This window comes from Croceicoccus sp. BE223 (assembly GCF_031457155.1).
GTDB lineage: Bacteria > Pseudomonadota > Alphaproteobacteria > Sphingomonadales > Sphingomonadaceae > Croceicoccus.
Genome location: NZ_JAVDWB010000005.1, coordinates 233,584 through 248,265 on the forward strand (window position 1 = coordinate 233,584; position 14,682 = coordinate 248,265).

The 14,682-nt window shown below is 66.2% G+C and carries 15 protein-coding genes; 7 read left to right on the forward strand and 8 right to left on the reverse strand.

Features of this window, described 5'->3' with window-relative positions; all coding sequences use genetic code 11:
* Positions 1 to 46: 46 nt before the first annotated feature.
* The 3 genes from J2X37_RS12065 to radA are packed head-to-tail and all read right to left on the reverse strand — an operon-like array spanning position 47 to position 2,444.
* Complete coding sequence (locus J2X37_RS12065) at positions 47 to 481, reverse strand: iron-sulfur cluster assembly scaffold protein (protein WP_310021566.1); 435 nt, start codon at positions 479 to 481, stop codon at positions 47 to 49.
* Positions 478 to 1,056: a CvpA family protein gene (locus J2X37_RS12070; protein WP_310021568.1), complete on the reverse strand. Its 579-nt coding sequence runs from the start codon at positions 1,054 to 1,056 to the stop codon at positions 478 to 480. Before J2X37_RS12070 ends, J2X37_RS12065 begins: the two co-directional genes overlap by 4 nt.
* A gap of 11 nt (positions 1,057 to 1,067) precedes the next feature.
* Complete coding sequence (radA, locus tag J2X37_RS12075) at positions 1,068 to 2,444, reverse strand: DNA repair protein RadA (RefSeq protein WP_310021571.1); 1,377 nt, start codon at positions 2,442 to 2,444, stop codon at positions 1,068 to 1,070.
* A gap of 86 nt (positions 2,445 to 2,530) precedes the next feature.
* Here radA and J2X37_RS12080 point away from each other — a divergent pair, with 86 nt between their 5' ends.
* A complete protein-coding gene (locus J2X37_RS12080; RefSeq protein WP_310021574.1) occupies positions 2,531 to 4,837 on the forward strand; it encodes a patatin-like protein in 2,307 nt (768 codons plus the stop codon).
* A gap of 13 nt (positions 4,838 to 4,850) precedes the next feature.
* Here the strand turns inward: J2X37_RS12080 and dnaJ are convergent, their stop codons facing one another.
* Both dnaJ and dnaK read right to left on the reverse strand, forming a co-directional pair.
* On the reverse strand, positions 4,851 to 5,972 hold the full coding sequence (gene dnaJ / locus J2X37_RS12085) for a molecular chaperone DnaJ (protein WP_310021575.1): 1,122 nt from the start codon (positions 5,970 to 5,972) through the stop codon (positions 4,851 to 4,853).
* Between the two features lie 230 nt (positions 5,973 to 6,202).
* The gene (gene dnaK, locus J2X37_RS12090) at positions 6,203 to 8,170 is read right to left on the reverse strand and encodes a molecular chaperone DnaK (protein ID WP_310021695.1); all 1,968 of its coding nucleotides are present in this window, start codon (positions 8,168 to 8,170) and stop codon (positions 6,203 to 6,205) included.
* A gap of 114 nt (positions 8,171 to 8,284) precedes the next feature.
* Between dnaK and J2X37_RS12095 the strand changes: the two genes are divergently transcribed.
* The 4 genes from J2X37_RS12095 to J2X37_RS12110 are packed head-to-tail and all read left to right on the forward strand — an operon-like array spanning position 8,285 to position 10,963.
* Positions 8,285 to 8,908, forward strand: coding sequence for a copper chaperone PCu(A)C (locus J2X37_RS12095; protein WP_310021578.1), 624 nt, complete (start codon positions 8,285 to 8,287; stop codon positions 8,906 to 8,908).
* Positions 8,909 to 8,949: 41 nt separating this feature from the next.
* Positions 8,950 to 9,399, forward strand: coding sequence for a vgr related protein (locus J2X37_RS12100; protein ID WP_310021580.1), 450 nt, complete (start codon positions 8,950 to 8,952; stop codon positions 9,397 to 9,399).
* A 22-nt stretch (positions 9,400 to 9,421) separates the two neighbouring features.
* Positions 9,422 to 10,408 carry an alpha/beta hydrolase gene (locus J2X37_RS12105; RefSeq protein WP_310021582.1) on the forward strand — a complete coding sequence of 329 codons (987 nt, stop codon included), beginning with the start codon at positions 9,422 to 9,424 and terminating at the stop codon, positions 10,406 to 10,408.
* Between the two features lie 27 nt (positions 10,409 to 10,435).
* The gene (locus tag J2X37_RS12110) at positions 10,436 to 10,963 is read left to right on the forward strand and encodes a hypothetical protein (RefSeq protein ID WP_310021583.1); all 528 of its coding nucleotides are present in this window, start codon (positions 10,436 to 10,438) and stop codon (positions 10,961 to 10,963) included.
* A 23-nt stretch (positions 10,964 to 10,986) separates the two neighbouring features.
* On the opposite strand, the gene grpE is transcribed toward J2X37_RS12110, so the two are convergent.
* Both grpE and hrcA read right to left on the reverse strand, forming a co-directional pair.
* Positions 10,987 to 11,556 (reverse strand): nucleotide exchange factor GrpE, encoded by a 570-nt coding sequence (gene grpE / locus J2X37_RS12115; RefSeq protein ID WP_310021585.1) that lies wholly within the window; start codon positions 11,554 to 11,556, stop codon positions 10,987 to 10,989.
* A gap of 17 nt (positions 11,557 to 11,573) precedes the next feature.
* Positions 11,574 to 12,635, reverse strand: coding sequence for a heat-inducible transcriptional repressor HrcA (gene hrcA, locus J2X37_RS12120; RefSeq protein ID WP_310021587.1), 1,062 nt, complete (start codon positions 12,633 to 12,635; stop codon positions 11,574 to 11,576).
* A 91-nt stretch (positions 12,636 to 12,726) separates the two neighbouring features.
* Here hrcA and rph point away from each other — a divergent pair, with 91 nt between their 5' ends.
* Together rph and rdgB are read left to right on the forward strand one after the other, a co-directional pair.
* On the forward strand, positions 12,727 to 13,440 hold the full coding sequence (rph, locus tag J2X37_RS12125; RefSeq protein ID WP_310021589.1) for a ribonuclease PH: 714 nt from the start codon (positions 12,727 to 12,729) through the stop codon (positions 13,438 to 13,440).
* Positions 13,440 to 14,072 (forward strand): RdgB/HAM1 family non-canonical purine NTP pyrophosphatase, encoded by a 633-nt coding sequence (gene rdgB, locus J2X37_RS12130; RefSeq protein ID WP_310021591.1) that lies wholly within the window; start codon positions 13,440 to 13,442, stop codon positions 14,070 to 14,072. The genes rph and rdgB overlap by 1 nt, the downstream gene beginning before the upstream one ends.
* Here the strand turns inward: rdgB and J2X37_RS12135 are convergent.
* On the reverse strand, positions 14,069 to 14,647 hold the full coding sequence (locus J2X37_RS12135) for a CAP domain-containing protein (protein ID WP_310021592.1): 579 nt from the start codon (positions 14,645 to 14,647) through the stop codon (positions 14,069 to 14,071). The two genes, rdgB and J2X37_RS12135, sit on opposite strands and share 4 nt — an antisense overlap.
* Between the last annotated feature and the right edge of the window lie 35 nt (positions 14,648 to 14,682).

Consider the following 14,682-nt stretch of genomic DNA (forward strand, 5'->3'; position numbering starts at 1 on the left):
TATGCCGCTTCACCCCGCGTTGCCAAGCGGCGGGTGCGAGCGATCCTCAGGCGACTGCGCGAGGCTCGCGATCAAGAGCGGCCGCGGCGGCATCCCAGGCCAGCATCATCGCGCCATGCCGCGCGGGATAATCGCGCGCCGCCGCCACGATCGAGAGACCGGGCCATTCGGGCATTGGCCCCTCCCCCGCCAGCCATTTCGCCATCCGCGCGCGCGACGATGCGATCTCTCCGGCGGTGAGACCCACCACGTGGTCGGCGAAGATGGCGGCACTTGCCTGGCCTATGGCGCAAGCGCGCGAGGCAACGCCAACCGCGGCGACGCGGCCATCGTCATCCAGCGACAGGCCCACCTCGATGCGACTGCCGCAACTGGCCGAACGCGCCTCTCCGCGCCAGGGAAGGTTGCCGGTCAGCGGCCGCGCGGCAAGCGAAACCGCCGCCGCCAGCACGTCCGATGTGTAAAGCCGGTGCGCGCTCATTCTTTCTCGTCCGCAGCGTCGGTCGCCTCGGTCGCGTCGGTCGCGTCGGGTTCGTCGGTGCCAACCAGCGTGTCCATGATCTCCTCGCGCCGCTCCGACATCGTCGTGACGAGCGCGCTGCTGGCGGCATTGATGAAGGGATAGGTCCGTGCATCCCTCACCCAATCGGGCCGGCCCTTTGCACTCCAAACCGTGTCGTACCCCAGCGTGACGATCGAGAAGGTCAGGACGACGAGCACAAGCCCTTTCAACAGGCCAAACCCGAGGCCGAGGATCCTGTCGATGAAGCCGAGCGGGGAATTGCGGGTCTTGTTGCCGAGCCAGCGGGCGGTCAGACGCAGCGCGAAGATGGGCACGATGAGCAGGATCAGGAAAGCGATCAGCGCCGCGTTCGTGCCGTTATCGCGGAAGAAGGCGGTGATGATGTCGGTGAGCGGGGCGTGGAAGACGTAGATCGCGATGATCGCTGCGAACCACGCCGCAAGGGCAAGCACTTCGTGCACGAACCCGCGCGACAGGCCGCCCAGCCCGGCCAGCCCGATCACCACCAGCACTGCGATATCGAAGAATGTCATGGCGCCATTCGCTATGGATTGGCCACGATACGGTCAACGAGATTAAGCAAGCCTGTCAGCCCTTGGTAATCCATGCCGGCCTCCGGATTAACCTTGTCCACCGCATCGCGCGGGCCGCTGGCCTTCGCGAACCCCAGTTTCGCAGCTTCCTTCAGCCGGATGCCGGCGTGGGACACGGGGCGGATTTCCCCCGCGAGCGACACTTCGCCGAACCAGACCGAGCGGGACGGCAGGGGCCGGTCGGCGAGAGCGGAAACCAGCGCGGCGGCGACGGCCAGATCGGCCGCGGGATCGGTAAGGCGATAGCCACCCGCGACGTTGAGATAGACCTCGGCGGTGGAAAAATTGAGCCCGCAGCGCGCCTCCAGCACCGCCAGCAGCATGGCGAGGCGGCCATTGTCCCAACCGACGACCGCGCGCCGTGGCGTCGCGCCCGACTGTAGCCGCACGATCAGCGCCTGGATCTCGACCAGGACCGGGCGCGTCCCCTCGAGCGCCGGGAACACCGCGCTGCCGGCGAGCGGCTCGTCGCGGCCTGACAGGAACAGGCTGGACGGGTTGGACACTTCGGCAAGACCGTGCCCTTCCATCGCGAAGACCCCGATCTCGTCGACCGCGCCGAAGCGGTTCTTCAAGGCGCGCAGCACGCGGAACTGGTGCGAACGCTCGCCCTCGAAGCTCATCACCACGTCGACCATGTGTTCCAGGACGCGCGGGCCCGCGATGTTTCCGTCCTTGGTGACATGCCCGACCAGCACCAGTGCCGTCCCGCTCGACTTGGCGAAACGGATCAGTTCCAGCGCGCAGCCGCGGACCTGGCTGACCGTGCCCGGCGCGCCCTCGATCTGGTCGGAGTGCATCGTCTGGATCGAATCGATGACCAGCAAGTCCGCCGCGTCCATGTCGCCGAGCGTCGTCAGGATATCGCGCACCGACGTGGCCGAGGCCAGCTTGATCGGCGCGTCCGCCATGCCCAGCCTCTCGGCGCGAAGCCGTACCTGTCCCGCCGCTTCCTCGCCGCTGATATAGACGACGCTGCCGCCGCTACGGGCGATCTGCGCCGCGGTCTGCAGGAGGAGTGTCGACTTGCCGATGCCGGGATCGCCGCCCATCAGCACGGCACTGCCCGGGACAAGTCCGCCGCCCAGTGCGCGATCGAATTCGGCGAGGCCGGTCTTGCGCCGCACCGGCAGCGGCACCTTGGCGTCGAGCGGCACGAATTCGATCCGCCGACCCCCGCCGGAAAGATCGTGCTTGGCGGAAAAGACCGTCTCTGCCGCCTCCTCGACCAATGTGTTCCACTCGGCACAATCGGCGCACTGGCCCTGCCAGCGGTGGGTCACGCTGCCGCAGGCCTGGCAGACATATCGACGCTTTGGTTTCGCCATTATGGCGGGCCTAATGGGAACATTTATGGAACGCAAGTGGACAAGTTTCGCTTTGCCCAGCCCCTTTTGCCTGTATCAATGGCCTGATGCGGGAGAAGGAACTGCGCATCGCCCTCGTCTGCTACGGCGGGGTCAGCCTTGCGGTCTACATGCACGGCGTCACGAAGGAGGTGCTGAAGATCGCCGAGGCGAGCCGCGCGTTCCGCGACGGGATGCCGCCTCCACCAGGGTCTCCGGGCGCTTATCACAGGCTGCTGTCGGCGATCGCGAGACATGGCCACACCCGCCTGCGGGTCATTCCCGACATCCTTTCCGGCACGAGCGCGGGCGGGATGAACGCGATCTTCCTGGCAGAAGCTCTGCTGACCGGGCGTTCGCTCGACACGCTCACTCACCTCTGGCTGGACTGCGCGGACAGCGACGTCCTTCTCGCGCCAGAGGCTCGTCCGGGTCATCGCTTTTCCAAGGCCTGGGCGCAGCCGCTGGTCGAATGGACGCTACGCCGCCCAGGCAACGCGGTGTCGCGCACGGTCGCGCCCGAAACGCGCGAGGAAGTGCGCACCAAGCTGTCGCGCCTGATGCGCAGCCGCTGGTTCGCACCGCCGTTTTCCGGCCCCGGCTTTTCGCGGCTGATCGACGATGCCCTGAATTCCATGCGCGAACTGCCGCCCGGGCCGCCGCTGATCCCGGCGCGCCACCCGCTCGACCTCTTCGTCACCGCCACCGATTTTCGCGGGTATCGCGCGCCGCTTCGCGTCAACAGCCCCAGCGGCGCGACCGAAGTGGAGCACCGGCTGCCCATCGCGTTCCGCGCCTATGGCGGCGACGAGGAACTGGCCGCGCGCGCCGAGCTGGTGCTGGCGGCACGCGCGACGGCGAGCTTTCCCGGCGCATTCCCGCCGCTGGAGGTCGCCGAAATCGACGCCCTCGTCGCCGACCGATGGTTCGAATGGCCGGGGCGGGAGCGGTTTTTGCGACGGATCATGCCGCATCACGTGAGGGCTGGCGATATCGAGAGCGTCGCGCTGATCGACGGGGCGGTTCTGGTCGGCGCGCCGTTTGCCGAGGCGATCAAGGCGCTGGAAAACCGGCCCGCCTCGCGCGAGGTCGATCGCCGCTTCGTCTATGTCGATCCGCGCCCCGACGACCGCTTCGGCGACCTGCGGGCGGATATGCGGCCGATCGGGTTTTTCAGCGCGATCTTCGGCTCGCTGTCGTCGATCCCACGCGAACAGCCGATCCGGGACGACCTGGAGCGGATCGCCCGGCACTCCGCCGACGCCCTGCGGATCCGGGGCATCGTCGACGCGCTGCGACCGGAGGTGGAGAGCACCGTCGACAGGCTTCTTGGACGAACCCTGTTCCTCGACCGACCGACCGCAAGTCGCCTGACCAAGTGGCGCCAGCGCGCCCAGCAGGAGGCTGCCGTGCAGGCCGGTTTCGCGTTCCATTCCTACGCCCAGGCCAAGTTCGCCGGGATACTCGACGGGATCGCGCATCTCGTGCGCCGGGCGATCGACATCGATCCACCGAGTCACGACGACGTGGTCGCCAGCCTGTCGCGCTATCTCGATGCGCAGGGGCTTGCAACCCTGAGCAGCCCGGGCGGCGGAGCGAAAGAGGCCGCGATCATGTTCTTTCGCACCCACGACATCGGCTTTCGCATCAGGCGTCTTCGCATGCTGGTCCGCCGCCTTGCCCCCGGTGACATCGGCGACGAACTCGACCCCGAGGCGCGGGAAGCGGCGCGCGATGCGATCTACAGGTGCCTGGCGCTTTACACCCGGCTCGAACAGACCGAGGAAATGGGGAAGGACTTCGCCAAGGTTGCCGGCCGGATCATGGTCGCGCCCGAAGAGGTGCTCACGGCGCTTGCCGAACAACGCGACCTGAAGGCGACCGATCCGCGAGTCGATGCCCTGCTGGCCGACGCGCTGGCGCCGCTGCCGCGCGATCAGCGACGACAGTTGCTGCTGACCTACCTCGGCTATCCGTTCTACGACATCGCCACCCTGCCGTTGCTGGGGGCGCGAGGGATGGACGAATTCGATCCGGTCAAGGTCGACCGAATCTCGCCGGAGGACGCGGCCACGATCCGCCCCGGCGGCGCGCCGGCCACGCTGCGCGGCATCGAGTTCTACAATTTCGGCGCGTTCTTCAGCCGGGCCTATCGCGAGAACGACTACCTGTGGGGTCGGCTCCACGGGGCCGAACGGCTGATCGACATCGCCGCCTCGACCCTCGGCATCGAAGGTCCCGTGCCACCGGACGAAATCGAGGCCATAAAACGCGAAGCCTTCCTCGCCATTCTGGAAGAGGAGCGCGCCGCGCGACTATGCGCGGCGGGACTTGTCGAAAAGCTCGAACAGGAAGTGCGAGAGCGGCTGAGATAGCCGCCCTGATAGCTCAACGCCGGCTGCCGAAGTTGGCCTTGATCCGTTCGAAGAAGCCCTGCGATTCCGGGCACTGCGAATCGGTCTCGCTCTGCTGGAACTCGCGCAGCAGCTCCTTTTGCCTGGTCGAGAGCTTGCGCGGCGTCTCGACCTTCACCTCAACGATAAGGTCGCCGCGACCACGGCCCTGCAGAACCGGCATGCCATCGCCGCGCTTGCGCAGCTGTTCGCCCGACTGGATGCCGGCGGGGATGTTGATCGTCAGCCATTCGCCATCGAGACCCGGCAAACCGACCGTTCCACCCAGTGCGGCCTTGGTGAACGTGATCGGCATGCGGGTCAGCAAGGTCGTGCCATCGCGTTCGTAAACATCGTGGCGCCGCACGTGGATGAAGATGTAGAGATCGCCCGGAGGCGCGCCCAAAGGCCCCGCTTCGCCCTTGCCGGTCAACCGGATGCGGGTGCCGGTCTCGACGCCCGGGGGAATGTTTACCTCAAGCGTCTGCGGCTGGTCCACCCGCCCTTCGCCCCCGCAGGCGCGGCACGGCTTCTGGATCACTTCGCCGCGGCCATGACAGGTGGGACACGCCCGCTCGACCATGAAGAAGCCCTGCTGCGCGCGGACCTTGCCGTGGCCGGCACAGGTCGGGCAGCGCGTCTTGTCGGTGCCGGGTTCTGCGCCCGAACCATGGCATGGCTCGCAAGTCTGCGAGACCTCGATCTCGATCTGGGTCTCCTTGCCGTGGTACGCTTCCTCAAGCGTGACTTCCATGTCGTAGCGCAGGTCCGCGCCGCGGCGCGGACGTCCGCCCGCATTGCCGCCGAACGCGCTGCCGAAGATCGTCTCGAAGATGTCGCCGATGTCAGAAAAACCGGCCGAACCGCCACCGCCCCCGCTCTGCGCCTGGGCATAGGCGGCATGGCCATAGCGGTCATAGGTCGCCCGTTTTTGCGGGTCTTTCAGGCAGTCGTAGGCGACGCTGATCGCCTTGAAACGGGCTTCGGCTTCCTTGTCCCCGGGATTGCGATCGGGATGGAAGCGCATCGCCAGCTTGCGATAGGCGGACTTGATCGTCTTGTCGTCCGCCGTGCGTTCGACTTCGAGCAGCTCGTAAAAGTCGACCTCGGTTGCCACAGACACTTGATCCCTCATCGATCAAAAGTTTTCACGAAACTGGCCCGCACACACACGAGTGCAAGCCACCGAATCGCCGCACGAAGCACCGCCTGAACATCGCCAGGCCGTGATCGGCTTCGCACGATAGACCCGGCCCGCTCACCGCATGGTTAACGCCGAAGCGTCTCCATGCAAAGATGCGGGCCGGAAATATCAAGCGATTGCCGCCATTTGCGCAGCACCGCGCGTCAGTTCTTGTCTGCGCCCTCGTCGACCTCGGAGAACTCGGCGTCGACGACTTCCTCATCGGCTCCGGCAGCGGCTTCGGCACCCGGCGAGGCGGCTTCGGCCTGCTGCTTCTCGTAGATCGCCTGGCCCATCTTCATCGCCTTTTCGGCGAGCGCCTGGGCCTTGCTGTTGATGGCGTCGACATCGTCGCCTTCCAGCGCGGTCTTGACCTCGGCCACGGCGGCCTCGATCTCGGACTTGAGGTCCGGGCCGATGGCGTCGCCATGTTCCTTGAGCTGCTGCTCGGTCGAATGGACGAGGCTGTCAGCCTGGTTGCGCGCCTCGGCACGCTCCTTGCGCTTCTTGTCCTCTTCGGCGAACTTCTCCGCGTCCTGCACCATCTGCTCGATGTCGGCGTCGGACAGGCCGCCCGAGGCCTGGATGCGGATCTGCTGCTCCTTGCCGGTGCCCTTGTCCTTGGCCGACACGTTGACGATGCCGTTGGCGTCGATGTCGAACGTGACCTCGATCTGCGGCACGCCGCGCGGAGCCGGCGGAATGCCGACGAGGTCGAACTGGCCGAGCAGCTTGTTGTCGCTCGCCATTTCACGCTCGCCCTGAAACACCCGGATGGTCACTGCCTGCTGGTTGTCGTCGGCGGTCGAGTAGACCTGGCTCTTCTTGGTCGGGATCGTGGTGTTGCGGTCGATCATCTTGGTCATGATGCCGCCCAGCGTCTCGATACCCAGCGACAGCGGCGTCACATCGAGCAGCAGCACGTCCTTGACGTCCCCCTGCAGCACGCCGGCCTGGATCGCCGCACCCATGGCGACGACTTCGTCCGGGTTCACGCCGGTGTGCGGTTCCTTGCCGAAGAATTCCTTCACCGCCTCGCGCACCTTGGGCATGCGGGTCATGCCGCCGACAAGGACGACCTCGTCGATGTCCTTGGCCGTGACGCCGGCGTCGGCGAGCGCCTTCTTCATCGGCTCCTTCGTGCGGGCGATCAGGCCGTCGACCAGCCGTTCGAGATCCGAACGGGTGATCGTCTTGACGAGATGCTTGGGACCGTTCTGGTCGGCGGTGATGAAGGGCAGGTTCACTTCGGTCGACTGCGCGCTCGACAGCTCGATCTTCGCCTTCTCGGCGGCTTCCTTGAGCCGCTGAAGCGCGAGCTTGTCGTTCCGCAGATCGATACCCTCGTCCTTCTTGAACGAGTCGGCGAGATATTCGACGACCGCGGTGTCGAAGTCCTCACCGCCGAGGAACGTGTCGCCGTTGGTCGACTTCACCTCGAAAACGCCGTCGCCGATCTCGAGGATTGAGACGTCGAAGGTGCCGCCGCCGAGGTCGTAGACAGCGATGGTCTTGCCGTCGGCCTTTTCGAGGCCGTAGGCCAGCGCGGCAGCGGTCGGCTCGTTGATGATGCGCAGCACTTCGAGGCCCGCGATCTGGCCGGCGTCCTTGGTCGCCTGACGCTGGGCGTCGTTGAAGTACGCGGGAACGGTGATGACCGCCTGCGTCACGGTTTCGCCCAGATAGCTCTCGGCGGTTTCCTTCATCTTCTGAAGGATGAAGGCGCTGACTTCCGAAGGGGACAGGTCCTTGCCGCCGGCCTTTACCCAGGCGTCGCCGTTCTTGCCCTTGACGATTTCATAGGGGACGAGCTCGGTGTCCTTCTTGGTCACCGGGTCGTCGAAGCGGCGGCCGATCAGGCGCTTGACCGCGAACACGGTGTTGTCGGGGTTGGTCACCGCCTGGCGCTTGGCCGGTTGCCCGATCAGCCGCTCACCATCCTTGGTGAAGGCAACGATCGAGGGCGTGGTGCGCGCACCTTCCGAATTCTCGATGACCTTGGGCTTGTCGCCGTCCATAACCGCGACGCAGCTGTTGGTCGTGCCGAGGTCAATGCCGATAACTTTAGCCATTTTGTGCTTTCCATCCTTTGCTTTGACACCGCGCCTTCGGGGCCCCCCATGTGCGGGCAGGCCCGCCGCGCGGCTCGTTACTGCCCCGGCGATATAGGGGCGGTTTTAAGTGGAACAAGGGTGCGCGCTCCCCTATTTGAGCGCCATCCACAACCGGTTTCGGAGCCCTGATTAATGTCCCCTGCCCCGCGTTGCGTCACCGTCCTTGCCGCGCTTTGCCTGCCTCTTGGCCTGGCCGCCTGCGGCGCGCAGGAGCCCGCGAGCCAACCCGCCGACGGGCCGGCGACAGAGGCGGTCGACGTGTCAGTCGCAGCCGATGCGCCAGCCGGCGTCTCGCTCTCTGACGCCGAAGTCCGCATGCCGGCCGTGGCCGGGCGTCCGGGCGTCGCCTATTTCCGGATCGCCTCGGAAACGCCGCGCAGGATCGTCGGCATCTCCGTCCTCGGCGCCGGTCGGGCCGAAATCCACGAAACCGGATTCGAAGGCGGCAGGATGACGATGGCCAAGGTGGACAGCGTCAATCTGCAACCCGGCGAACCGGTCGTCTTCCAGTCCGGCGGATACCACGTCATGCTGTTCGACATGGCCTCGACGCTGGCAGCCGGCGGGACGGCAGACCTGACCATCACCTTCGACAACGGCGAAACAGCGTCGATCGCGGCGCGCGTGGTCGGCCCCGGCGGCATGGCGGCGCAAGGCGCGGGGCCGGTGCTGGACCTGAGCCAGCCGGCGGGCGACATGGAGGGCATGGATCATTCGACCATGTCGGCCGACGAGATGGCGGAGATGGGCCACTGAGCGGGCAGGTTCACGCCTGTCCCGTGGGCGGAAGCCGCGGGTTGACCGACGGGGAGAAGGCGCTCGTCCGCTCCCTGTTTGGCGCGGCGGTCGATGTCGAGCCGGTCACCATCCGGCGCAGGCGCTGGTTTCCGTTGCAGCCGGTCAACACCGCGATGGCGCCTATGGGGCACATCCACTTCCCGGCGGCGCACGTAGAATACGCCGACGATTTTTCCGCCGCCCCGCTGACGACGCAGGGGCTGTTCCTGCACGAAATGACGCATGTCTGGCAGGCGCAGGAGCGGGGCCGTTTCTGGCTGGTGCTGATGCGCCACCCGTTCTGCCGCTACGACTATGCCGTTCGCCCTGGGCAACCGCTGACGAGTTACGGGATAGAGCAACAGGCGGAAATAGTGCGCCACGCATTTCTGCTGCGAAACGGTTATCGCTTGCACGGGGCGCCACCCTTGGCGCAGCTTGAGAGCATATTGCCGTTCCAGACCAAATAGCGGCTCAGGCAGGGGGATAGCGATGGGCGAAACGCGAATGAAGGTACCGGCAAGGAGCCACCCGCTACCAACGTCGATCAGCCGCGAAGCCCGCGAGGCTCTGGCGGCCATGCTGTCGGCAGAAGGCTTCGCCGAATCGAAGCTCGGCCCCGCACCCGCGCAGGACGACATCGCCGGATGGATCGCCTATCGGGAACACGGCGATGCCTGGCTCGGCGGAAAGCTGGCCGAGGTCGTTCCGGTCAGTTCCATCGAAACGACCGAAATCGAAGGCGTGACGGTGCACATCGGCACTCCGCCACACATGCCGGACGACGGCGCCGTCTTTCTGGACCTGCACGGCGGCGGCATGATCCTTGGGTCCGGGCCTTTGGCGCGGCTGGAGGCGGGGCTTTATGCCGACATGACCGGCGCGCTGACCTGTTCCGTCGATTACCGGGTTCCGCCCGAAACGCGCTATCCCGGCCCGCTCGATGACTGCGTCGCGGTCTATCGCGCGCTCGTCCATCGCCACGGCGCCGATCGCATCGTGGTCGGCGGGCTCTCGGCCGGAGGCAACCTCGCGGCTGCGCTGGTGCTGCGCGCCCGAGACGAAGGCCTGCCCCTGCCTGCCGGCCTCGTCCTGCTGACGCCCGAGAACGACCTTACCGAAAGCGGCGATTCGTTCGAGACGCTGGCGGGCGTGGATCTCATCCTTCCCGAAAGGCTGATGCCGCTGAACCTGCTTTACGCAGGCGGCCACGATCTCGCGCACCCTTATCTTTCCCCGCTGTTCGGCGATTTTGCAAAGGGCTTCCCGCGAACCTTCCTGCAGTGCGGCACGCGCGACCTGTTCCTGTCGAACACGGTTCGCATGCATCGCGCGCTGCGGCGGGCGGGCATACCCTGCGAATTGCACGTTTTCGAGGGAATGCCCCACGGCGGCTTCGGCGGAGCGCCCGAAGACTTCGAACTGGCCGCCGAGGTACGGCGGTTCGCGAACGAGTGCTGGGGGCGACCGATCGACTGACCGTCAATTCATCGTAATTTAGGGTATTTGTCGCACATCGAAGCAATGTCCGACGATAATACCTTCAAGGTCGCCCGCAGCGACTATATCGACGCATGTTCGGAAGTCGAAGTTCAGGTAGTCCGGCTGATGCAGATCGCCGAGATCGAGGTAAAATCCGACTGTCTTGGCCTTAAGCTGAAAAAGCTAGCGACGGTCCTGCCTTCGCCGCAGCGTTCCAAGGCGAATGTCACTGAAGTCAGGAATGTCTGCGCCTCACTCGAGCCGTGTCTCGCCGCAAGGGCGGACATCGTTCACTCGACGCTGCAAATCTTGACGCTAGATGGATTGAAATATGCCGCGTTCGCGAATGTTCGGCAGAACCACGCTCAATCCAAAATCTATCGCCTGATGACAGCGCACCAATTGTCGCACGAGGCGCGACACCTGAAAGAACTGGCGGATCGCCTCGCAGCGGTGAAGTGGGGAAGCACACCGCCAACAGCGAGGCCGAATGCGTCGAATTCAGCGTCATGCTCGAATGGACAGAGCGTGCGCATACCCATTCGCACCTAAAGCGTCGCTAACCCCGCGCTGCTTCAGTCCGGCTTTCGCGCCACGCCCACCATCGCCGGGCGCAACAGGCGATCCCGGATCATGTAACCCGCCTGCATTTCCTGCACGACGGTCCCCGGCTCGGCGTCGGTGGACGGGATTTCGATCATCGCCTGGTGCTGGTTCGGGTCGAGAGGCAGGCCCATGGCGGCGATGCGGCTGATGCCGTGCTGGCCGAAAACCTTGTCGATCTCGCGCTGGGTCGCCTCGATCCCGGCGACGAGGCCCTTCCACTTCTCGTCCTCACGCAGGTCTTCTGGAATTGCGGCGATCGCGCGCGAAAGGTTGTCGGACACCGAAAGGATGTCACGGGCAAAACCCGTCGCCGCATAGGCGCGCGCGTCGGCGATGTCCTTTTCCATGCGGCGGCGCACGTTCTGGGTTTCGGCGCGGGCATAGAGCACCTGCTGCCTGGCTTCGGCCAGTTCCTCTTCCAGCGCGGCGACGCGATCGCCGTCCGCTGCCTCCGAAGCTTCTTCGCCGTCGATCATGTCCTCGGGCACGCCCTTCAATTCCTGTTCGACCGCTTCGTCGCGGGTCCGTTCGTCGCTCATCGCGCTATCATGTCCTGTCAGTTTGTGCCGCCGAAACGCCCGAGGTTGCGCCCCAGGCTGCGGGCCGTGAAATCCACCATGGGGACGAGCCGCGCGTAATTCAACCGCGTCGGGCCGATCACCCCCACCACTCCGATGACCCGCCCCTCGCGATCGCGATAGGGCGAGGCGATGACCGAAGAACCGGAAAGTGAGAACAGCTTGTTCTCCGAACCGATGAAGATCCGCGCGCTCTGCGCATCGCGCGCCGATGCCAGCAGGGCCGCCACCTGTTCCGATCGCTCGATGTCGTCGATCAGCGAGCGGACACGCTCCAGGTCCTCCACCGCCGCTTCGTCGAGCAGGTTCGCTTGCCCGCGCACGATCAGCACCGGGCGGCGGGTCGCGTCTTCGCTCCACACTGCCAGCCCGCGCTCGACGAGATCGCGCGCCGCGGCGTCGAGCGAAGCGCGTTCGTCGGCAAGGTCGCGCTTCACCGCCGCGATCGCCTCGGCGAGGGTGCGGCCGCGCAAGTGCGAAGAGATGTAGTTGCCGACCTGCTCCAGCACCGGCGCATCCGCGCCCCGCGGCACTTCCAGCACACGGTTCTCGACGCTGCCGTCCTCTCCCACCAGCACGGCAAGCGCCCTGCCCTGCCCCAGGGAAACGATGCTCATCTGCGTGAGCCGCGGCTCTGTCGCCGGAACCATGACCACGCCGGCACAGGCCGAGAGACTGGACAGCATCGCCGAGGTCTTTGCCAGCGCATCCTCGACCGGGCCGGGCCGGCCCATCTCGCGCTCGATGGCGATGCGTTCGGCGGCGGTCGGTTCGGCCACCTGCATCATCCCGTCGACGAAGAGGCGAAGGCCCATCTCGGTCGGCATGCGCCCCGCACTGGTGTGAGGCGCCGCCAGCAGGCCGAGCTGCTCCAGATCGGCCAGGACCGAACGGATCGAAGCGGGAGAAAGGTTGATCCCCTCGGTCGTCGCCAGCGCCTTCGACCCGACTGGCTGGCCCGAATCGAGATAACCTTCGACGACGAGACGGAAGATCTCGCGCGCGCGCTCGTTCATGTCGTGCATCGGCAGGCTGGGCATGGCCCTTATTTAAGGCTTCCCCTTGCGGCCTCAAGCCCGTTGCGCCACACGCCCGGGCGCAAGCACGATCCAGACGAGGGAATCACCGAATATGCGCCCATCCGGCCGCGCCGCAGACGAAATGCGGGCGATCACCATCGAAACCGGCTTTACCAAGCATGCGGAAGGGTCCTGCCTGATCAGTTTCGGCGACACCCGCGTGCTGTGCACCGCCAGTATCGAGGAGCGCCTGCCGCCATGGCTGCGCGGCAAGGGCGAAGGCTGGGTCACCGGCGAGTACTCGATGCTGCCGCGCGCCACCCACACCCGCGGCAGCCGCGAGGCGGCCAAGGGCAAGCAGTCGGGCCGCACGCAGGAAATCCAGCGCCTGATCGGTCGGTCGCTGCGCGCCGTGACCGACCTGAAGAAGCTTGGCGAACGGCAGATCACCCTCGATTGCGACGTGCTCCAGGCCGACGGCGGCACGCGCACCGCCTCGATCAGCGGCGCCTGGGTCGCGCTGCGCCTTGCGGTGCAGGGCTTGATGGCCAAGGGCGAGATCAGGGAAGACCCGCTGACCCGCAAGGTCGCGGCGGTTTCCTGCGGCATCTGGCAAGGAACGCCGGTGCTCGATCTCGACTACGACGAGGATTCGAAGGCCGACGCCGATGCGAACTTCGTGTTGATCGAAGGCGGCCAGATCGCCGAGGTGCAGGCTACGGCAGAAGGTGCGACCTATGACGAGGAAGGCCTGCTCCGCCTGCTCCGCCTCGCCCGTACCGGCTGCGACGAGATCTTCTGGGCGCAGGACTCGGCAGTCCGCTGATGGGCACCGCGCGTCTCGGCTCCGGCAAGCTGGTCATCGCCACGCACAACGCGGGCAAGCTGAAGGAAATCCAGGCCCTGCTTGCGCCCCATGGCGTCGATTGCATCAGCGCCGGATCGCTGGGCCTGCCCGAGCCGGCCGAGACGGGGACCACGTTCGTCGAGAACGCGCTGATCAAGGCACGGGCGGCGGCGCAGGCATCGCAGATCGTCAGCCTGGCCGACGATTCGGGCCTGTCCGTCGCCGCGCTCGACGGGCGTCCCGGCGTCTACACCGCCGACTGGGCCGAACGGCAGTGGTTCGAGGGTCCTGCCGGACGCGACTGGTACATGGCGATGGGCAAGGTCGAGGGGATGCTCGCCGAAAAGGGTGCGGACGCGCCGCGCGATGCGTGGTTTTCCTGCGTCCTTGCCATCGCCTGGCCCGACGGAACCGAGGCCGTCTACGAGGGCCGCGTCGACGGAACGCTCACCTGGCCCCCGCGCGGTACGCTGGGCTTCGGCTACGACCCTGTCTTCGTGCCGCAGGGCCGCAATCTGACCTTCGCGGAACTGGACCCGGCGGAAAAGCACGCGATGAGCCATCGCGCCGATGCGTTCCGCAAGCTCGTCGCCGAGCAGTTCGGGATCTAGAGAACAGGCTTTCCGTAGATGTTGCCCGCGGGCCAGTAGCGGCAGACCAGCCAATCGTTGCCCCCGCCCGGCACCACCGCGCATCCGACATCGGTCGTTTCGCGCCAGATAAGCTGCGTATAGTGACCGACATCGCGCCACTGGCCGGTTTTGCTCACTTGCGGGAACTGGCCGCGCTTGAAGTGGCGCTTTTCGTTCACCATCCCCTCGATCATCTCTTCGGCGGAATAGAACCCGGCGCGCCCTGCCCACAGGTTTTCGCCCGCGCCGCCACGTTCCATGCGACTGGCGTGGACCAGCGCATTCTGCTTCGACAGCTTCTTGGCATGGGCCTGCGCCTCGGCGGCGAGCTTTGGGCTCCACCGCAGGTCGGGAACGCCGACACGGCGGCGCTCGTCGTTGTGCGCGGCCAGCAAGCGATCGGCGAAACTGCCCTTGCCGACACGCTCGGTCCAGCCGCGCTCCCTGTCGGCATTGGCGGCGGACGTTCCGGCAGTCGCGGCGATGAAGATGGCAACGGCGATGGCCCCGAAGGTTCCTGCCGCGCGAAATGTGACCCTACCCATGCGGCGCATCTTGACTTCCTTGGGTTAACAGGCGCTGAAATGGC